The organism is Glutamicibacter sp. BSL13, assembly GCF_052928425.1.
Genome location: NZ_JAVGCZ010000048.1, coordinates 1 through 19,780 on the forward strand (window position 1 = coordinate 1; position 19,780 = coordinate 19,780).

The following is a 19,780-nucleotide window of genomic DNA, read 5'->3' on the forward strand; positions in this document are numbered from 1 at the left end:
CCCGGTCGGCGCTCTGGGCATCGGCACCGACCTCCAGGGCAATGATCGACCCGAACCCGTCCATTTGCTCCCGGGCCCGTCCATGGCCCGGATCCCCGGGCAGGCCGGGGTAGCGCACGGCGCCGACCGCCGGGTGGGTCTCTAGCTGTTCGGCCAGGAACTGGGCGTTGGACTGGGCCCGTTCCAGGCGCACCGAGAGCGTGCGCATCCCGCGCAGCGCCAGGAACACGTCCATGGGTGAGGCGATCGCCCCGTGCAGGGTGCGGTAGGCGTGCAGCTTCTCCCGCAGCTGCGGGTTGGAGGTCACCGCCGCGCCAAGGACCACATCGGAATGTCCGGAGAGCGACTTGGTCACCGAATGCACCACCACGTCCGCGCCCAGGCCCAGCGGGCGCTGCAGCAGCGGGGTGGCGAACGTGTTGTCCACCAGGCTGAGCACACCGTGCTCGGCCGCGGCGGCCAGCAGCACGGGCAGCTCGGCCACCTCCAGCATCGGGTTGGTCGGGGACTCGAGCCACAGCGCATCGGCGCCCTGCAGCGCCGCGATGCCCGCGGCGGTGTCGGTGATGTCGATCGGGCGCACTACCACGTCCCCGGCCGCCTCCATCTGGGCCAGCAGCGAGAGCGAACCGTTGTAGGAGTGCCGCGGCAGCACCAGGGTGCCCCCGCGCGGAACCAGTGACAGGGCCGCGGCGATCGCCGCCATCCCGGAGGAGTAGACCAGCGCCGGGAGCGTGGCAAGCTCCAGCTGGCCCAGCAGCTGCTCAAACCCGTCCCAGCTGGGGTTCGCGAAGCGGGCGTAGACCCGGTCCCCGCTGCCGGCCACCGCCTGTGAATGGAAGGTGGAGGTGAAGGTCACCGGATGGTTCACCGGGGCGTTGTTCACGGCCTCGGGCCGGGCGCCGGCCACCGCCAGGGTGTGGGCGCTCCACTGTTCGGGGTCGGTGTGCGGGGTCTTGGTTGGGCTCATAGCGCCAAGATTACGCCCGGGCCGGGAAGCGAAGCAGCAGCATTGCAGCATGTTTCACCGCCGGGCACAGTGAGCGTGACGACTTCTGCGGCCAGCCCGGGCAATCCGGGCCCCGATCTTCGTTAGGCTAGACGGGTGAGTACCGCATCCCCCAGTTCCGCGCGTGGCCTGTTCCTTGCCTTTGAAGGCGGTGACGGCGCCGGCAAGTCCACCCAGCTGCGCCTGCTGCACCAGGCCCTGGCCCGCGGCGGCGCCCCGGTGGTCATCACCCGGGAACCGGGCGGCACCGACATCGGGGAGAAGCTGCGCTCACTGGTGCTCGAGCACGGGCACGGGCAGATCGATGAACGCACCGAGGCGCTGATGTACGCCGCGGCCCGCGCCGCCCACGTCAACCAGTTCATCCTGCCGCACCTGCGTTCGGGCGCCCACGTGGTCACCGACCGCTTCGTGGATTCCTCCCTGGCCTATCAGGGCATTGGGCGCGGTCTGGGGATCGAGCAGGTGGCGGCCGTGAACCGGTTCGCCACCGACGGGCTGGTCCCGGACCTGACGATCCTGCTGGACATCTCCGCGGCCGACGGCCGGGCCCGGCGGGTCACCGCCGGGGGCGGGGTGGAGGACGCCGACCGGCTGGAAGCCGAACCCGATGACTTCCACGAACGCATCCGCCAGGGCTTCCTGGCCCTGGCCGGCGCGGCCCCCGAACGCTACCTGGTCCTTGACGCCACCACCGGCGCCGAACAGCTGCACCGCCAGATCCTGAACCGAGTGCAGGCGATGCTCTGATGCGCCCGGTCTTTGCCGAGCTGGCCGGACAGCAGCGCATCATTCAGGTGCTCGAGCGCCAGATTGAACTGGGCGCGCCCACCCACGCCTGGCTGTTCACCGGCCCGCCCGGGTCCGGGCGCACCACCGCGGCCCGGGCCTTCGCCGCAGCCCTGCAATGCGAGCGCCAACCGGCCGGTTGCGGGCAGTGCACCGCCTGCGTGCAGGTCCTGGAGGGCACCCACCCGGATGTGGACTTCATCTCCACCCACAAGGTCGCCTACCAGATCGAGGACGTGCGCCAGCTGATCACCCGCGCCCAGGAAAGCGCGCGGACCGGGCGCTGGCGGATCATCATCATTGAGGACGCGGACCGGATGACCGAGCGCACCACCAATGTGCTGCTCAAGGCCATCGAGGAGCCGCCGGCACGCACCCTGTGGTTCCTGTGCGCCCCCTCCCCCGCCGATGTGCTGGTCACCATCCGCTCCCGCTGCCGCGCGGTGAATCTGTCCATCCCCTCCGTGGATGAGGTCGCCGATCTGCTGGTGCGCCGGGACGGGCTGAGCCAGGAGCAGGCCCACTTCGCCGCCCGCGTCTCCCAATCCCACATTGGGGTGGCCCGGATGCTGGCCCGGGACGAACAGGCCCGCTCCCGGCGCGAGGAGGTCATCAGCCTGCCGCTGCGCCTGCGCACCCTGCCCCAGGCGATGGCGGCCGCCGCCCAGGTGGTGTCCCTGGCGACCGACCACGCCGAGGCGATCACCGGCGCCTCACTGGCCGAACGCACCGCGGCGCTGCGCCACGCGAACGGGCTGGGCGAGGAGGAAACCATCCCGCCGGGCCTGCGGGGGGCCTTCAAGCAGCTGGAGGAGGACGCCAAGCGCTTCTCCCGCCGCGCCACCTTCGATTCTTTGGACCGCACCCTGATCGACCTGACCACTTTTTTCCGTGACGTGCTCACCCTGCAGCTGGGCACCCGGGTGGAGCTGATCAATGAGCACCGGCGCAAAGAGATCAGCGCCTACGCCGCCGCCCAGCCCAGCGAGAAAACCCTCTCCCAGATCGACGCGATCAACGAAACCCGCCGCCGCCTGGCCGCCAACGTCACCCCGCTGCTGGCCCTGGAGGCGCTGATGTCCACCCTGCTGCAACCGGTCCGACGATAGTTTTCCAGCGCTGCGGCGCTCACCAACCCAAGGAGTGACACGTGTCCGTACGTCCACGCCACCGCCGGTGGCTCCCCGCCGCGGCCTTCAGCGCGGTGCTCGCACTGCTGGTCAGCGGCTGCTCGGCCCCCACGGAACAACGCGCCGAACCGGAGCCGGTGACCCAGGGGCTGCAGAGCTACTACGAGCAGCAGCTGCAGTGGGAAAAGTGCGGCAGCGTCATCGAATGCGCCACCCTGAAGGTGCCGCTGGACTATGAGAACCCGCAGGATGGCTCCATCGACCTGGCGCTGAACCGCCGCGTTGCCCAGGGCAGCGAAAAGAACCTGCTGGTGAACCCCGGCGGTCCGGGCGGCTCGGGGCTGGACCTGGTCAAGTCCTCGGTGCCGCTGATGTTCAGCAAGGAACTGCAGCGCGAATACAACGTCATCGGCTTCGACCCGCGAGGGGTGGGCAAGAGCACCCCGGTCACCTGCCTGGACGACGCCGAACAGGACGAACTGCGCCAGCAGAACCAGCGCAGTTGGGTCCCCGCCGAACGCGAGGAAATCCGCGCCGAGTCCAAGAAGTACGCCGACTCCTGCCTGGAAAAGACCGGTGAGCTGCTGGGCCACGTGGATACCGCCAGCGCGGCCAAGGACATGGACATCATCCGCGAGGCCCTGGGTGATGAGCAGCTGGACTACCTGGGTTTCTCGTACGGCACCTTCCTCGGCGCCACCTACGCCGACCTGTTCCCGGGCCACGCCGGGCGGATGGTGCTGGATGGGGCCATGGATCCAAAGAGCACCTCCAGCCAGGTGGACCTGGCCCAGGCGGTCGGCTTCGAAAAGGAAATCAAGGCCTGGCTGGAAGACTGCGTGGAAAGCGGGGACTGCCCGTTCACCGGCACCGCGGAGGACGCCTACAAGCAGTTGCAGGACTTCTTCAAGAAGCTTGAGGCCAAGCCCATGGTGGCCAGCGACGGGCGCAAGGTACCGGTCATCGACTTCATCAACGGCTTCATCATCCCGCTCTACGAGTCAACCTCCTGGCCGATGCTCAGCTCGGCGATGGCCGACGCGTTGGAGGGCGACGTCGATCAGATCCAGTACTTCGCCGACCTGTCCGCCGGCCGCGACGAGGAGGGGAACTACACGGGCAACACCACCGAGGCCTTCGGCGCGGTGACCTGCCTGGACTACCCGATGGACGCGGCCGAGGCGCGGATGGAGGCCGAGGCCAGCGAACTGCAGCGCCAGGCTCCCATTATGGGCAAGTACCTCTCCTACGGCGCCCTGGGGTGTGAGGATTGGCCGTTCGAGCCGACCCGGGTTCCCGGCGAGCTGCACGCCGACGGCGCCGGGGACATCCTGGTGATCGGAACCACCGGCGACCCGGCCACCCCGTACCACTGGTCGGAATCACTGGCCAAGCAGCTGCAGGGTGGGGTGCTGCTGACCTATGAGGGCCACGGCCACACCGCCTACGGCCGTTCGAATGACTGTGTGACCCAAGCCGTGGACGGGTACCTGATTGATGGACAGGTTCCCGAAGACGGAACCAAATGCTAGGACGCGGCCAGCCGCCCTCGCGTTTTGACGAGCCAAGAGCGACTCGGATAAAGTGACTTGGTGCCCTAGTGGCACTTGGCCTCCTTAGCTCAGGGGTAGAGCAGCTCCCTCGTAAAGAGCAGGTCGCCGGTTCAAATCCGGCAGGGGGCTCGGCCAAACGCCCTTGTCAGAATCGCCAGCGATTGTGACAAGGGCGTTTTTCGTACCCGCAAGGCTACGCCGACGCCGCCGGTGGCCGATTCGGGGAGCAACGGATAACGCCGGATGATGCCGGGTTCGGATCAACCAGCCAAGACCAGGCCGATCTTTGTGAGGTTCTGCGCTGGATCGGCGTCCGGTTCCGGCTGCGTCAGGTACTGCTCCCAGGCCAGCTCGGCGGGGTTCAGCCCCTGCTCCAGCACCCATTGGCGCAGATGGGCGTGCGCTGCTGCCAACTGTTCGTAGTCGCCCTGCACCACCAGGGTGGCCGTACGGGCGGCCGGCAGGATTGCGCCCACCACAGGTTGCACGGAACCCAGCGGGGCATCCAGCGGCAACGCCACGGCCACGTCAATCAGGTGGCCGGGGGTGCCGTAGGTAATACCCAGCGGGGCGCCCACCAACCGGCGGCCGCTGTCCTGCAACGCGGCAAACAATTGGGGAAAACTGGCGTCATAGAACGCCCTAATCTCGTCAAACCCCAGGGTCTTGCGGATCAGCGCCAAATGCACCAGCGGGTGATCCTCGATGACGGGCTCGGGAAACTGCTCTGCGCTCATGTTCGCTCCATCTGGGTCGGCGAAAGGACAACGCCAGTCTAGAGCGCAGCGGCTGGCCCCACCAGAGGCAGGGCCAGCCGCCGTGCCCCGCGGGTTCTAGGCGAAGTCGGCGGTTGCCGGATCCGAGGCGATCCGCCCTTCGGCCCCGCGGTCCAGGCCGGCGATCTTTTCTAGGTCCTCGGCGTCCAGGTTCACATCCAGCGCCGCGAAGTTCTCAACGATCCGCGATTCGGTGACCGACTTGGGGATCACCACGTTGCCCAAGGCCAGGTGCCAGGCGATGACGACCTGGGCGGTACTGGCCCCGTGCTTCTCGGCAATCTCAACGAGCACCGGGTCCTTGAGCAGCTCGCCGCCCTGTCCCAGCGGCGACCAGGATTCGTGGATGATCCCGTGTTCCTTCTCGTAGGCGCGCAGTTCATGCTGCGGGAAGTACGGGTGGGTTTCGACCTGGTTGATCACCGGGCGGACACCGGTGGCTTCATGCAGCTCCTCGAGCGCCTCGATGGTGAAGTTGGCGACGCCGATGGAGCGGGCCCGGCCCGATTCCTTCAGCTGGACCAGGGCCTTCCAGGTATCCACGTACAGTTGGCGCTTGGGCTGCAGCCAGTGGATCAGGTACAGGTCCACGTAGTCGGTGCCCAGCTTCTGCAGCGAGGCATCAAAGGCGGTCAGGGTCTTGTCGTAGCCCTGCTCGGAGTTCCAGACCTTGGTGGTGATGAACAGCTCCGGGCGTTCCAGCCCGCTCTCTGCGATCGCGCGGCCCACTCCTGCCTCGTTGCCGTAGATCGCAGCGGTGTCGATGTGCCGGTAACCGGCCTTCAGTGCCGCGGCGAGCACCGGCGCAACCTGCTCATCGGGAATCTGCCAGACACCGAAGCCCAGCTGGTCAATGGAATTTCCGTCCAGGAACGTGACTTGTGGAACTTGTCTACTCATGTTCCCAATCTAGTGTGCGCACCGGGTGCGGGGAAACCGGAAAACGGGTCAGTCGCGCACTTTTTCCAGGGCCGCCTCAGCGGCCTGGACTCCTTCGACAACGATTTGCACGCGGGTGCGCACCGCGAAGTTGCTGACATCGCTGCCGGCTTCGGCCTGCAGCCGGGTCATCGCCAGCACCTGGGCACTGGTGGCCAGGTCATTGGCGGCCTTGGTCAGGGCCCGGTGCACGTCAAAGGTGCGTTCGGGCACGAATTCCTCTTCACTGGGAGTCAGCTTCTGGGCCTGGGTGCACACCACGCGCACCCGCGGCTGCAGGTCGGCCAGTTCATTGGCGCAGGCCATCAGCTGGTTGTGCAGCTCGTCGTTGCCGATTCCCTCCACCACCTGGAACACCCGGTCCAGCGAACGGTTGAACCGGTCGTGGGCGCGACGCCACACCCCCTGCCCGAGGTCGCGGTTGGCGGCGCGGGTTTGGCGCAGCCGGGAAAAGAAAGCCATGAGCTAGTGGTTGCCTTCCTGTGCTCTGGTACCGGTTTAAGAGTACCGGGATTCGCAGACCAGCCCACCACCGGCAGTGGCCGCCGCATCCTTGATAGATGCGACGGCCACTGCCCGCTGCGATTAGGGTGCCCGGACCGGGTTCCTAGCAGCAGCGTCCCTGCGGGTTGCGCTCCTGCCAGTCGGTGTAGTCCTTCCAGAACTCCCGTTCGTTCATCGGTTCCTCGCCCGGATGCTGGCGCCGGTGGTGTTCCAGGTAGTGCTGGTACTTGTCGGCGCCCAACACCCCGTCGACGAACTTCTTGGCCTTGGACAGGCCCTGGACGAATCCCATGTTCCCCTCCCCTAGTGCCCCGCGGCGGGGGTGGTGCCGGTGGCCTCGTGGTAGTCCTTCCACTTCGCCTCCAATTCCTTCTCCGCCGGCAGGGAGACAATGCCCTGCGGTGCATAGATCTTGGATTCCACGTACGGGTCCTCGGTGTCATCGGCCGCGTTGAGGTTCCGGGCACGCACGGTGGCGATGATCGCGGCTACGATCACGATGACCGAAAGCAGCAGGAACGCCACCGAGAGCCAGCCCTGCACGCCGGTGTTGCGCACGACCGCCTCCATGGCCTCCACGCTCTTGGTGCTGCCCAGGCTGGTTTCCCCGTTGGCCAACGCTTCCTTGTAGGCGTTGTGGTTGGCGAAGTAGCCGACCTTCACGTCGGTGGAGAAGATCTTCTGCCAGCTGGCAACGAACGTGATCACGACGGTGAACGCCAGCGGCAGCACGACCACCCAGAGGTGCTTGAAGTTTCCGCGCTTGGCCACGATGGTCATCACGATCGCCAGGGCAATCGCCGCCAGCAGCTGGTTGGAGATGCCAAACAGCGGGAAGAATGTGTTGATCCCGCCCAGCGGGTCGGTGACCCCGAGGATCAGGATGTACCCCCAGCCGGCGACCATGATCGCGGTACACAGCCACGCCCCGGGACGCCACGAGGTGTCCTTGAACTTCGGGACGAAGTTGCCGATGGTGTCCTGCAGCATGAAGCGGGCCACACGGGTTCCGGCGTCCACCGCGGTGAGGATGAACAGGGCCTCGAACATGATCGCGAAGTGGTACCAGAAGCCCATCATCGCGGTCCCGCCGAACCACTGGTGCATGATCGTGGCAATGCCCACCGCCAGGGTCGGGGCGCCGCCGGTGCGTGAAACCACCGACTCCTCCCCGACGTGGTTGGCCAGGTCGGTCAGCGTTCCGGGCTCCAGATGCACCCCGGAAAGCCCCAGCGAGTTCACGAACGCCACCGCGGTTTCCACGGTGCCGCCGGTGACGGCGGAGGAGGCGTTCATGGCGAAGTAGATGCCGCGGTCGATGGAGATTGCGGCGACCAGGGCCATGATGGCCACGAAGGATTCCATCAGCATGCCGCCGTAGCCCAGGAAGCGGGTCTGCTTTTCCTTCTCCACCAGCTTCGGGGTGGTGCCCGAGGCGATCAGGGCGTGGAACCCGGAGAGCGCGCCACAGGCAATGGTGACGAACAGGAACGGGAACAGGCTGCCGGCCACCACCGGCCCATCGGAACGGGAGGCAAACTCGGACACCGCCGGGACGTTGATTTCCGGGCGCACCACAATGATCGCGATCGCCAGCAGGGCGATCACACCGATTTTCATGAACGTGGACAGGTAGTCGCGCGGGGCCAGCAGCAGCCAGACCGGAAGGATCGCGGCGATGAAGCCGTAGATGATGATGGCCCAGGCGATGGTGGTGCGTTCCATGTGGAAGAACTCGGCGCCCCACGGGGTTTCGGCGATCCAGCGTCCGGAGATGATGGCGAACATCAGCAGCACGAAACCGATGATGGACACTTCCAGCACCTTGCCCGGGCGGATGAAGCGCAGGTAGATGCCCATGAACAGGGCGATCGGAATGGTCAGGCCCACCGAGTAGACGCCCCAGGCCGATTCACCCAGCGCGTTGACCACGACCAGCGCCAGGATGGCGACGATGATGATCATGATGGCCAGGGTGGCGATCAGGGCGGCGGTGCCGCCGATGACGCCGAGTTCCTCGCGGGCCATCTGGCCCAGTGAGCGGCCGCCGCGGCGCATGGAGAAGAACAGCACCAGGTAGTCCTGCACCGCTCCGGCCAGCACCACGCCGACGATGATCCAGATGGTTCCGGGCAGGTAGCCCATCTGCGCGGCGAGCACCGGGCCGACCAGCGGACCGGCCCCGGCGATCGCGGCAAAGTGGTGACCAAAGAGCACCCGGCGGTCGGTGGGCACGAAGTCCCGGCCGTTGTTCAGGTATTCGGCCGGGGTGGCGCGATGGTCATCGGGTTTGGCGATCTTGCGTTCGATGAACTTGGCGTAGAAGCGGTAGGCAATCAGGTAGGTGGCCACCGCGGCGAACACGAACCAGATGGCGTTGATGGTCTCGCCGCGGGAGAAGGCCAGGACGGACCAGGCCACGGCCCCCAGCAGCGCGATCGCCACCCAGATAATGATCCGCGTCGGGGTCCAGCGGTTCTCCTCGCGCTCGGCCACTTGCGGATCGACCGCTGCCGGCGGCAATGTATGACTGCGACTCATGGCAACTTACCTTTCGAGAGGGTGCGGTGATGATGTGCCCCGTGATCTGGGTGACCCCATGCTATGAAGCGGGTCACCCAGATGTAAACAAATCCACACTACTCCCACCGGGCCGCTGGCCTAGTGCAGCGTTACGACAATCTTTCCCTTGTGCTCTCCGGAGTCGAAGTACTCGTGGGCGGCGGCCAGCTCGTCAAAACCAAAGCTGCGCTCCACATTCAGTTCCAGTGACCGGTCCTGCAGCAGTGGGGTGAGTCGCTGGACGGTGCGGTGCACGATCCCGGCCTTCTCCTCCAGCGGTCGGGAACGCAGCGTGGTGGCAATGATGCGCAGCCGCTTGGAGAGCATCAGCCCCAGGTCGGCTTCGGCCTTGCGCCCACCCTGCAGCCCAATGATCACCAGCCGTCCGCCCACGGCGAGCGCCTTGAGGTTCATGGCCAGGTACTTCGCGCCCACTACGTCCAGGATGAGATCCACCCCGGTGTCCTCGGTCAGTTCCTTGACCCGGGTGAGCACATCCTCGGTGGCGTAGTTGATTCCCGCATCCGCACCCAGTTCGGTGCAGTAGGCCAGTTTTTGGGCGCTGGAGGCGGTGACCAGCACCCGTGCCCCCGCCGCCTTGGCCAGCTGGATCGCCATGGAGCCGATGCCGCCGGCGCCGCCGTGGATCAGAATGGTCTGCCCGGAGCGCAGTTCACCCTGGTCGAAGATGTTCGAGACCACGGTCGAGGCGACCTCCGGCAGCCCGGCGGCCTGGCTCAGGTCCATGTCCTGGGGAACCGGGAAAAGCACCTCGGCCGGTGCGGTGACGTATTCGGCGTAGCCTCCGGAGGCCAGCAGCGCGGCGACCCGGTCTCCGGTGGCCCAGCGTTCCACGTCGGGGCCCAGCGCCTCGATGGTGCCGGCCACCTCCAGGCCCGGGATGTCGCTGGCGCCTGGGGGCGGCGGGTAGACCCCGATCCGCTGCTGCACATCGGCACGATTCAGGCCAAAGGCGGCGACCTTGATCAGCACTTCCCCGGCCCCCGGCACCGGTTTGCGGCGTTCGACTTTCTCCAGAACTTCCGGTCCCCCGGGCTGTGAGTAAATGTAGGCCTGCATGGTGTGGGACATAGTCAACGATTCCTTTCAGGTCTTGCCGATAGCGTATACTCGTTCCGGTTGGATGGTTGTCCGAGCGGCCGAAGGAGCTGGTCTTGAAAACCAGTGTGCGGTAACCCCGTACCAAGAGTTCGAATCTCTTACCATCCGCACAGGGAAAAACCCCTTGCCTTCCTTCTTACATGGAATGGCAAGGGGTTTTTGTGTTCCCACGCCCGGGCCGGGCGGGGCAGCGCCGCCGGCGGCACAAGACCGGGATCGGGTGCTAGTCGTAGTCCGGGCCGGCACCTACGCCGACTTCGGCGCCCTGCTGCGAGCGCCGCAGTGACAGGTGGGAGATCCCCAGCCCGCTCAGGCGTGCCAGCTCGTTGACCACCAGGTGCGCATCTCCCAGCGTGCGCGCCGCCGGGTCTTCCACATCCCCGGACTGCGCGGCAATCGCGGTCCCCCACTGCACGGAGGACAGCTGCAGCCCCAGCACGAAGATGCCGCGGTGCACGGTGCCGTCACCGGCCACCAGCCGGTAGGGCTCACCGACCACGTCGAAGCCGGACCCCGGGATCAGTTCCCCATCCGCGTTCTGCCAGCGGAAGGCCCGGGCCACCCGGTCCCCCAGCAGCTGTCGCATTAGCCGGGTGTTGTTCTGCAACACGCGGTTGGCTGGCATCATCGATTCGCACAACAGCCGGGCGGTGTACCCCTCGCTGTCCACCCAGGGGGATGAGACGGTGAATTCCCCGGCGAGCGCATCGAATTCAAACCGCGGTTCTGGTCCAGCGAAGGACACGAGTCCAGCACGGGAAAGCGCCAACAGCTGTTCGATGCGTTCCAACGGAGGACCGGAGGCCATTCCCTCCACCAGCGGTTCGAAGCGTCCCTGGATTTCCTCGATCTTCGACTGCTGGTCTATCAGGCCCTGGGCGATCAGGTCCTTGACGACCATCCGTCCGGCGTTCATGGTCAGCACCGCCCAGGAGAGCGGGTCCTGCATGCCGCGCGCACTGCAGTGCGCGTTATGCCGCAGGTACTGGCGCACCGCCTGCTGGTAGTGCTCGTGCGAGGGGAAGCCGATCTCCTCAAAGGGGTGGGCGAGCCCCGGCACATCCAGCCACTGGATCATGGGGAAGCCGGTGATGAAGTCACGCAGCGCAGCCAACCACACCTGGGTGCCCTCGTGGTGTTCGGCGTCCAGGATTTCGGCCACATGGGAGAGGAACTGCTCGGCCGGGATGGGCAGCTGCGTCTCGTGCTCCCGTGCACACTGACTGTAATAGGCCCAGAGGATGTCCCGATGCAGCAGCGGCCAGATGTCCCGGCTGAACACCAAAGTGGCCTCGGGGTTGTTTCCCCGGGCTTCGGCCACCTGCTGCATCAGCTCCTCGGCCTGCAGGTAATGCAGCGTGATGTCCTCGGGGATGAACCGATCCGTCAAGGGTTTGCCCCAGTAGGGGGTGCCGCGCCGGGAAGCGGCAACCAGTACCGGCTCCTTCCCGGAGGGCAGGTAGTCAAAGCGCTCGCCGGGTACCTGGGAAACCTCACGGAACTGCCCTCCGCGGCCGACCGTCAGTTCGGCCATGGCGTCGAAGAAGTTCAGACCCATCCCACGCAGCAGTGCGGGCTTGCCGGCGGAGAACTTCGAGTAGTCCACATCCAGCGGGATGCTCGGGCCAATATAGGTGGCCCCGGCCTGTTGGGCCTGCTCTGCCAGCACCTTCTGCTGCGGGTTCAGGTCCGCTGCCTGGTGCCCCAGGGCCAGCACCACTGCATCGGCCCGCAACTCGTGCCGCTGGTCGCTCCCGGGGGTTTCATAGCTCACCCGGTAGGTGGCCTCGCGGGGATCCACCGCCACCACTTCACCGCGGATGAATTCGTAGTCAACATCCGGGTGCCCGGTGAGTACCGCCGCGCACCGGTCGTAGACATGCTCAAGATACCGGCCGTACAGGGCGCGGGTGGGGTAGGTCCCCGATGAGGTGTTCTGCAGTTCGGCTTGCTGCCCCTGGCTCAGGTTGGCACCGTCCCCGTGGCGCTGCACGAACTGGGCAAAGCTGAGTCCCGGTTCGCTGTCCTGCCGGTCAGGGGCGACAGTGGGAAAGGAAGCGGGCGTATTCATCCAGAAATTGGGTGACTGGCTTGAGTCCCACACATGTCCAGAGCCTGGCCGGTAGGCGTCAAGCACAATGACACGCAGTTGCACAGCCAGCCGGCCGGTGTTGGCCACCATGCTGGCAAGGCGCTCGACCGTGCTGGTGCCGCGGGGGCCGGCGCCAATAATGGCTACTGCGAACGTTGCTTTGGTGTCATCTCGTTGGGTACTCACCCTCCAAGATTATTCTGTTTCCGGCCTAGACTGGGGCACATGGACCGAAGCGCAACCCAGCAACCGCCCGTTGATCACACCGAATCCCTTGACTGGCTTGAGGGAATCCATGACGAGAAGGCCCTTGAATGGGTCCGGAAACAGAACGCCGTCACCGAAGGCGAGCTCTATGACGCCAACTTCGAGGCCACCGCGCAACGGATCCAGCAGGTACTGGACGCCACCGACAAGATCCCCATGGTCACCAAGCGGGGCGAGTACTACTACAACTTCTGGCGGGACGCCGATCACCGCTTGGGCGTATGGCGGCGCACCGACTGGCAGTCCTACCGCAGCTCCAACCCTCGATGGCAGGTGCTGATCGACTTTGACGACTACGCGCGGAATCAGGAACAGGACTGGCATTTCGCCGGCGCACAGCTGCTGCGCCCCGGGGCGGGCGAGCCGTACCGACGCGCCCTGATCCGGATGAGCCCCGATGGCGGGGACCAGGTGATGATCCGGGAATTCGACCTGGCATCCTTGGAGTTCGTGCCGGACGGATTTGAGCTGCCGGTGGCCAAGACCTCGGTCTCCTGGGTGGATGAGGACACCATCTTGGTGGCCAGCGCGACCAACGAACAGGATACGACCCGTTCCACCTACGCCCGCTGCACACGCCGGTTGAAGCGCGGACAGCAGCTGGCGGCGGCCGAGACCATTTTCGAAGTCGACGTGGAACACGTGGGCGGCTGGGCACATTTCGATTCGACACCGGGTTTTGAACGCATTGTCACCACCGACGCCATCGACTTCTACAACTCGGTGACCGGGGTGATTTGGGATGACACCCACCAGATCATCAAGGTTCCCACCGATGTTCGGGTCCTGTTGCACCGCCAATGGGTGCTTTTTGCGCCACAGACCGACTGGAACCAGCAGGGCACGGTCGTACCGGCCGGAGCATTGGCCATCACCGAACTGTCCAGCTTCCTTGATTCCGGCGATCCGGGCACCCTGGTCTTCACCCCGGATGAGCACACCTCGCTTGAGTCCTTCTCCTTCACCGCAGGCCACCTGCTGATCACGCTCCTGCGGGATGTGGCCAGCGAAGTACAGGTTGTCGACCTGGATTCCGGGTTTGCGAGCAGTACCCTGCCGGTTCAGGGTGACTTCCTCTCCGTGTCGGTCAGCGCCGTGGATGACGAGGATGAGCAGGCCGGTGAGGACTACTGGATGACCGTCACCGGTTTCACCCAGCCCACCACCTTGCTGCGCGGACGAGTTGGCGAGCAGGCCGAGGTCATCAAGCGCTCACCGGAGCGCTTTGATTCCGCCGGATTGAGCGTGACCCAGCATTTCGCGGTATCCGCGGACGGCACCCGGGTGCCGTATTTCCAGGTCGCTGATGAGCAGTTGGTGCTGGACGGAAAGAACCCGGTACTGATGGACGGCTATGGAGGGTTCCAGGTCAGCCTCACCCCGGGCTACAGCCCGTCCCTGGGCACCGCATGGTTGAATCGCCGCACTGCGCAGGGACGCCGCGCCGTGTACGTGTTGACCAACATCCGTGGCGGGGGCGAGTACGGCCCGAAGTGGCACCGTGCGGCCTTGCAGCAGAACCGTCACCGCGCGTATGAAGACTTTGCGGCCATTGCCGAGGACTTGGTGGCACGAAAGGTCACCAGCCGTTCGCACCTTGCCGCAACCGGGCGTTCCAATGGCGGATTGCTCATGGGCAATATGATCACCGGGTACCCCCAGCTCTTCGGCGCCATCTCCTGCGGTGTTCCCCTGCTGGACATGAAGCGCTACACCCGGCTTTCGGCCGGCCACTCCTGGATCGCCGAGTACGGAGACCCGGAGATTCCGGAACAATGGGAATACGTGCGTACCTTCTCACCGCTGCACCGGCTGGATGATCAGCCGCATCCGGCGCAAGACTATCCGAAGTCCCTGATCTGGACGACGACGACCGATGACCGGGTTGGCCCCGTACAGGCACGCAAGATGGCAGCTCGCATGCTGGAGAAGGGGATCTCCTCCACGCGTTACCACGAGCCGGAAGACGGAGGTCATGCCGGTTCCACCGACAATGCGTCTACCGCCCGCATGTTGGCCACCAGCTACGAGTTCCTATGGCGTGCAATACAGTAGCGTGCGGCCGTTTTGTTTCCAGCCAGCAATTTCGATAAGCTTTATTTTGCTGGAAACAGCGGATGGACACGTGCCAGAGCGGCCGAATGGACTTCACTGCTAATGAAGGGTCGGGGTTAAACTCGACCGGGGGTTCAAATCCCCCCGTGTCCGCCAAAAACCCCCTAGTCAGCTAGGGGGTTTTTCTTTGCGTGGTCATGGGGAAGAGCCAAATGGTCATGGCGCTGATACATACTGAACGCATGGCAAGCCTCGACAAATACCAAACCCCAGCCGGAGCAGAACGATACCGCGTCCGATGGGTATCCAACGGCGACCGAGAATCGCAATCGTTCGACACCGAAAAAGACGCCCTCCGATGGAAACACGTCATCGAAGCCGCCGGCGGCGACACCGGCAAAGCCGTAGACGCAATCGAAAACCAAATCGAAACCGGCCCCACCGTCACCGAACTGCTGACCCGGCACATCGACAACCTGATCAACGTCGGACCCTACCAACTGAAACGCTACCGGTCCGCGGTACCACTGCACTTCGGCGGTGACCTCGGAGAGCTGAAGGTGCGGCGCGTCAACTCTGAGCACATCGTGGCCTGGACCCGGCAGATGCAAGCCAAAGGATTGTCGGTGAAGTCCATCGCCAATCAGCGGGGCCTGCTCTCGGCGGCCTTCGATACCGGGATCCGGCTCGGTTATATGAAGGACAACCCGGTCGCCGGGGTGCGGCTGCCGAAAGAGACGCGCCCTGAGGAGCCGATGCGGATCCTCACCATGCCGCAGTTCGACCAGCTGATCGAGGCCATGCACGAACACTACCGGCCCGTGACCCGGATGATGCTGTACACGGGCCTACGGTTCGGTGAAGTCACCGCCCTGCAGAGGGAAGACTTTCAACTCGTCGGCGCCACCTCCACGGTACGTGTGCGCCGGGCGTGGAAGGAGGACGGGAACCACCGGTTTTACCTTGGCCCGCCCAAGACCCCAAAGGCGCGCCGCACCGTGTCCCTACCCGCCCAAGCGGACGCGATGCTCCGTCCGATCCTAGCGAACCGGGCACCGGACGAGATGGTATTCAAGACGGTGTACGGTCGTCAGATCCGCTCCTCGGCCTACCACAAGGTGTGGGGCACCGCCTGGGGCGCCATGGGTGTCGCGCCTGCTGCGCGACCGCGGCCCCACGACCTCCGCCACACTCACGCATCCATGATGCTGGCCGCCGGCATGGACATGTACGAACTTTCGCGGCGCATGGGCCACGAGTCAGTGAAAACCACGGTGGACCGCTATAGCCATCTGCTTGAGGATGCTCACGCTCGGGGAGCGTCCATCGCTGACAGCGCGTTTGGGTAACCATTCTGTCGGCCTGCATCGATAGCTTGGCAGGCATGGAGTCAGTCGAAATCCTCTTCACTTCCGCCGGCGAACCTTGGAAGATCCGTCGTCAAGGCCGAGTCTGGCAGGTAGCAGTCCAGCCCCAACGGTGGTTCGAACGTATCCAGTGGTGGAAAGACCCGGAGTATAGTGCGCGCAAGAACAGCGGATCCAGAATCGACTACGCCGTATGGCGGGTGCAGGTGCGGCTCGGAAATAACCCGCGTTCGGAAATGGTCACTTGGGATCTGATCGAGAATCCACAATTGGACGTTTGGGGGGTGCGCGAGTATGCCGAGCAGGCGGCCTAATGGTACATGGTGACTTGTCATACGGGTGTGCATTCCCAGCTAACAGTGACGTAACGGATAGGGCTAGGCTCTGTTATTCGGTTCTGTGCACATATAAGATTGAATTGTCAACATGTTATCCACAGGACTTGTGGGTAAGCGCACGTACTGACAACCGAAGGGGGTAACCGTGGCAAAAATTATTGATGTGGCCCAGTACATTTACGACCGGAAAAATCAATGGGTTGATGCTTGGGTACTCCAGAAGTTGACCTACTACGCTAAGGCGTGGTCATTAGCTTGGGATGGTGACCCGATCTTTGATGAGGGATTCCAGGCTTGGAAAGATGGGCCGGCTTGCTCTGAACTACACCGGGTTAACAAATATGAAAAACATCCTTTCTCAACCCGTATCCCGGACGCGAATGTAGAAGCGTTGTCGCCCAGGCAGAAGGCCGTAGTCGATTCAGTTTTGAGCTTCTATGGGTCAATGACTAAAGAACAATTGATAGAACGTACCCATGCTGAACGCCCATGGCTTGAAGCGAGGGGAAACCTTCCGGAGACCGCACCGAGCAAGAACTCATTACGTGAGGAAACTATGAAGTCCACCTACGTCCTGCAGTCACTACGGGGCTCTGACGTGCCCGTTGCTCCTGCCACGGGCATTGCCCCGTGTGTTGATGTCCCGGAGACCATTATCAACAGCCAGATCAGCAAGTGGGCCGATACGCTGGATTGGCTTGTAACCCGTTGAGCTCTCACTGTCTTTCTTTTGAGACGGTGGTCAAGATTAATAAGATCGTTCTTCGCGATTACGAGCCACATGCCGTAATTGACAAGGGCAAGATCCTGGGAGCCCTAGGTCGACCGTTGCACACATTTGCGGGCAACGTTCTCTACCCGACGGTTCCTGAGCAAACTGGGGCACTGATCCACGGATTGGCAACTGCTCACGGTTTTGCTGAAGGAAACAAGCGAACTAGCTGGATTGCTGGCATGTCCTACATGTCTGCAAAAGGGTTCGAGATTCGCCAGGTGCCAAACGAGGAAGCAGGCAGAACTCTTCTATCCTTGATCAATCGAGAGATAAGCCTAGAGGCTTACATCGCATGGCTCGCTCTGAACTTGGTTTGATTATCTCGCAAACGCAGGAAACCGCCCCACCCTCACGTAGAGGGTGGGGCGGTTCTGTTCTAGTTGGTCAAGTCGTTCTTGACGTCCTTAGCTGCGTCCTTGACGCTCTCGCCAGCCTGCTTCGCCGATGCGGCAGCCTGATCCTTCACGCCTTCGGCCTGCAGCTTCTCGTTGTCGGTGGCGTCGCCAACGCTCTCCTTGACCTTGCCGGATACTTCTTGTGCCTTGTTCTTGATCTTGTCTCCCAGGCCCATAGGCGTTCCTTTCGTTCGACCAACAATCAGTCCTCCGGTGGTGCCGCGAGGTCTTGCTCGCACTTTCGCGGCACCACCTTGCAATGGAGGTTGCATATTCCGGAAGTACCGGAGTGACCCAACCATACTGCTACCCGGTTGCGCCCGTCAACGATACTTAGGGAGCGTCCACCGACGGCTGACTAGTGTGTAATAGAAGAACAAAAACCCGCTTACCCCTTGCCCGGTGAAGCGGTGCATCCTAGAGTATTCGGAGGCCAGTTCGCTGGTGGCGGTCAATGGCAGACTCCCAAGGGTCATTGCCCGTCGAGGTAGCTAGGGGCGCGTAGAGTCCCCCAAGATCTACGCGTCCCTGGAGCCCCCAAATAGGCGTCCTCGAAACAACATTGGCTGCACAGTGCTATCGAGAGTGTTCATTATTCAACGGCCACTGTCCGGTTGGCTAGTAGTCGAGGCAAAAAAGATCGCCCCGTTCACCACCCTGCGAGCGGGGTGGTGAACGGGGCGGTTCTTGTTTAGTCGGGCTGGCCGAGGTTCGTGACGGCATCCTGCAGCGGATTCGTCGCCGCGGTCTCCTGCGGCCAGCCCTCAGCAATGACCCAATAGCACAGGACCACAGCGCTATTGAATTCCTTAAGAGACTTTTGAGTCTTGCTGAAAATTCTCTGCCATCGTCAATAGCACAAGCCTAGGTTGAACACGCGGAAAACTAGGGAGAGATCCGACGGCTCCTTGACCGGCGTGCGACTTCGCACGCAAAGGCCACAAGCCCAATAGCAGTGCCAATGACTGGAACCACAATGGCAACCACCAAGACTACAACATTCTTTAATGACCGATTTCCGAGCACCACCCAGACGCTTAGAGTGACGGCTAAAAGCCAGGCAGCAATGAACGTCATTTCAAAAACATCAAGCTCAAGCATCGTAATCCCAGTACGCAATACGCTTACCCTTTCCACTCACCCTCAACCCCTGGACAGACTTTCCGTTCTGAATTCCACCACTTTTAGAGATGTGCCATGTGATCTCGCAGACAGCCTTCGTATTCTTGCTCTCCCGGTAAGATGTTGGTATAGACTGAACAGATCTCAGCGGTACGATATTTGTATAAAACCCTCCGCAACTGTCGATTGACGTTACCTTTGACCCGTTATACCGGTACGTCATACGTGCCTCAAGTGAAGCATACTTGATACCAAGCATCGACCAGGTTTTCTTATGAGTGTCAGTTTTCCGCCTAACCGTCGCCGCTGGCTGTGCGATCGAAACTGAAGGCTCGCTGACGGATTCTTCGGCCCCGCCAACAGTCTCTTCTTTGACTGATTTCCATTTGCCTCGCCCGGCATTAAACATTGATTCCGGATCAAGCGCCGCAGATAGTACGGCTTCCTGCTGACTTAACGAGAGTTTGTCAAACTTTACGCGCTCTCCCTTAGGTAAGTTCGTACGAAGATCCTCTATGGAAATTTTGCCGCTTTCATCAGCCAGAGACGTAGAGGCCAAAGCCGGTGAAGTGAATGTAGCTGTCGCGAGAATTGACGCGACAGCAAGAGCAAGAACTCGCTTGAGATTGGTTCTCACTTATCCTCCGATTCGTTTTCCAACACATTTCGTGTGCCGGTTTGATGAAACTCAACCATAGCAACGGAATCTTAGGAAACTCGAACGGATTGATATCAAGTCGATAACGATAATCACCCCTCGGGCTGGATGTCAACCAGGGCTACCAGCTGGATTGCTAGCGGCTGCTCATATATATCAAAGAGTGAGGTGCAGGGGGAAAACAATTGGAGCACTCCTAGCCCAGCGGTTTCATCGTGGCGTTGAGGGCCGCTGATTTCCGGTTTTTCCCAGAGTCGGCGGCTTTCCCTGGTTTCGGGGTCGCTGCTGCCACCATGGTCACTGGTGTGGGTGCCGGGTTCCACTGTT

Annotated in this window: 19 protein-coding genes and 3 tRNA genes; 11 read left to right on the plus strand and 11 right to left on the minus strand. The window is 63.2% G+C overall.

All coding sequences use genetic code 11. The annotated features are described in order from the left end of the window. On the minus strand, positions 1-970 hold a 970-nt coding region (locus RCJ92_RS09795), incomplete at its 3' end, for a trans-sulfuration enzyme family protein (RefSeq protein WP_446754447.1). A gap of 135 nt (positions 971-1,105) precedes the next feature. On the opposite strand from RCJ92_RS09795, the gene tmk reads away from it, so the two are divergent. The 4 genes from tmk to RCJ92_RS09815 all read left to right on the plus strand — a co-directional run bounded on the left by tmk (position 1,106) and on the right by RCJ92_RS09815 (position 4,610). Next, positions 1,106-1,759, plus strand: a complete 654-nt coding sequence (gene tmk, locus RCJ92_RS09800) for a dTMP kinase (protein ID WP_446754448.1) — start codon at positions 1,106-1,108, stop codon at positions 1,757-1,759. Continuing rightward, positions 1,759-2,907, plus strand: coding sequence for a DNA polymerase III subunit delta' (locus RCJ92_RS09805; RefSeq protein ID WP_446754449.1), 1,149 nt, complete (start codon positions 1,759-1,761; stop codon positions 2,905-2,907). Before tmk ends, RCJ92_RS09805 begins: the two co-directional genes overlap by 1 nt. Positions 2,908-2,948: 41 nt before the next feature. Continuing rightward, positions 2,949-4,460 (plus strand): alpha/beta hydrolase, encoded by a 1,512-nt coding sequence (locus RCJ92_RS09810; protein ID WP_446754450.1) that lies wholly within the window; start codon positions 2,949-2,951, stop codon positions 4,458-4,460. Between the two features lie 78 nt (positions 4,461-4,538). Beyond that, positions 4,539-4,610, plus strand: a tRNA-Thr gene (locus RCJ92_RS09815). A gap of 131 nt (positions 4,611-4,741) precedes the next feature. On the opposite strand, the gene RCJ92_RS09820 is transcribed toward RCJ92_RS09815, so the two are convergent. From RCJ92_RS09820 to RCJ92_RS09845, 6 genes are all read right to left on the minus strand, one after another. Continuing rightward, complete coding sequence (locus RCJ92_RS09820; protein ID WP_446754451.1) at positions 4,742-5,218, minus strand: GyrI-like domain-containing protein; 477 nt, start codon at positions 5,216-5,218, stop codon at positions 4,742-4,744. A 96-nt stretch (positions 5,219-5,314) separates the two neighbouring features. Beyond that, positions 5,315-6,157, minus strand: a complete 843-nt coding sequence (locus RCJ92_RS09825; protein WP_446754452.1) for an aldo/keto reductase — start codon at positions 6,155-6,157, stop codon at positions 5,315-5,317. Between the two features lie 48 nt (positions 6,158-6,205). After that, positions 6,206-6,658, minus strand: a complete 453-nt coding sequence (locus RCJ92_RS09830) for a hypothetical protein (RefSeq protein WP_138925618.1) — start codon at positions 6,656-6,658, stop codon at positions 6,206-6,208. 145 nt (positions 6,659-6,803) lie between these two features. After that, entirely contained in the window at positions 6,804-6,992 is a 189-nt protein-coding gene (locus tag RCJ92_RS09835; RefSeq protein WP_054821094.1) for a CstA-like transporter-associated (seleno)protein, read from the minus strand. Between the two features lie 11 nt (positions 6,993-7,003). Continuing rightward, complete coding sequence (locus tag RCJ92_RS09840; RefSeq protein WP_446754453.1) at positions 7,004-9,241, minus strand: carbon starvation CstA family protein; 2,238 nt, start codon at positions 9,239-9,241, stop codon at positions 7,004-7,006. 120 nt (positions 9,242-9,361) lie between these two features. Beyond that, positions 9,362-10,342, minus strand: coding sequence for an NAD(P)H-quinone oxidoreductase (locus tag RCJ92_RS09845; protein WP_343833404.1), 981 nt, complete (start codon positions 10,340-10,342; stop codon positions 9,362-9,364). Positions 10,343-10,404: 62 nt separating this feature from the next. Between RCJ92_RS09845 and RCJ92_RS09850 the strand changes: the two genes are divergently transcribed. Further along, positions 10,405-10,492: transfer RNA gene (locus RCJ92_RS09850), tRNA-Ser, on the plus strand. A 115-nt stretch (positions 10,493-10,607) separates the two neighbouring features. Here RCJ92_RS09850 and RCJ92_RS09855 read toward each other — a convergent pair. Then, positions 10,608-12,662, minus strand: coding sequence for an FAD/NAD(P)-binding protein (locus tag RCJ92_RS09855; protein WP_446754454.1), 2,055 nt, complete (start codon positions 12,660-12,662; stop codon positions 10,608-10,610). Between the two features lie 39 nt (positions 12,663-12,701). On the opposite strand from RCJ92_RS09855, the gene RCJ92_RS09860 reads away from it, so the two are divergent. From RCJ92_RS09860 to RCJ92_RS09885, 6 genes are all read left to right on the plus strand, one after another. Then, positions 12,702-14,798 carry a prolyl oligopeptidase family serine peptidase gene (locus RCJ92_RS09860; RefSeq protein WP_446754455.1) on the plus strand — a complete coding sequence of 699 codons (2,097 nt, stop codon included), beginning with the start codon at positions 12,702-12,704 and terminating at the stop codon, positions 14,796-14,798. A 64-nt stretch (positions 14,799-14,862) separates the two neighbouring features. After that, positions 14,863-14,954, plus strand: a tRNA-Ser gene (locus RCJ92_RS09865). An 86-nt stretch (positions 14,955-15,040) separates the two neighbouring features. Next, positions 15,041-16,147: a tyrosine-type recombinase/integrase gene (locus RCJ92_RS09870; protein WP_446754456.1), complete on the plus strand. Its 1,107-nt coding sequence runs from the start codon at positions 15,041-15,043 to the stop codon at positions 16,145-16,147. Between the two features lie 35 nt (positions 16,148-16,182). After that, entirely contained in the window at positions 16,183-16,479 is a 297-nt protein-coding gene (locus RCJ92_RS09875; RefSeq protein ID WP_446754457.1) for a hypothetical protein, read from the plus strand. Positions 16,480-16,648: 169 nt separating this feature from the next. Beyond that, positions 16,649-17,215: a Panacea domain-containing protein gene (locus tag RCJ92_RS09880; RefSeq protein WP_446754458.1), complete on the plus strand. Its 567-nt coding sequence runs from the start codon at positions 16,649-16,651 to the stop codon at positions 17,213-17,215. Then, positions 17,179-17,595, plus strand: a complete 417-nt coding sequence (locus RCJ92_RS09885) for a type II toxin-antitoxin system death-on-curing family toxin (RefSeq protein ID WP_446754459.1) — start codon at positions 17,179-17,181, stop codon at positions 17,593-17,595. The genes RCJ92_RS09880 and RCJ92_RS09885 overlap by 37 nt, the downstream gene beginning before the upstream one ends. A 59-nt stretch (positions 17,596-17,654) precedes the next feature. On the opposite strand, the gene RCJ92_RS09890 is transcribed toward RCJ92_RS09885, so the two are convergent. The 3 genes from RCJ92_RS09890 to RCJ92_RS09900 form a co-directional block, all read right to left on the minus strand. After that, entirely contained in the window at positions 17,655-17,849 is a 195-nt protein-coding gene (locus RCJ92_RS09890) for a CsbD family protein (protein WP_446754460.1), read from the minus strand. Positions 17,850-18,766: 917 nt separating this feature from the next. Then, the gene (locus RCJ92_RS09895; RefSeq protein ID WP_446754461.1) at positions 18,767-19,432 is read right to left on the minus strand and encodes a hypothetical protein; all 666 of its coding nucleotides are present in this window, start codon (positions 19,430-19,432) and stop codon (positions 18,767-18,769) included. Positions 19,433-19,545: 113 nt separating this feature from the next. Next, positions 19,546-19,780, minus strand: a 235-nt coding sequence (locus RCJ92_RS09900; RefSeq protein ID WP_446754462.1) for a hypothetical protein, incomplete at its 5' end; no start/stop codon positions are given.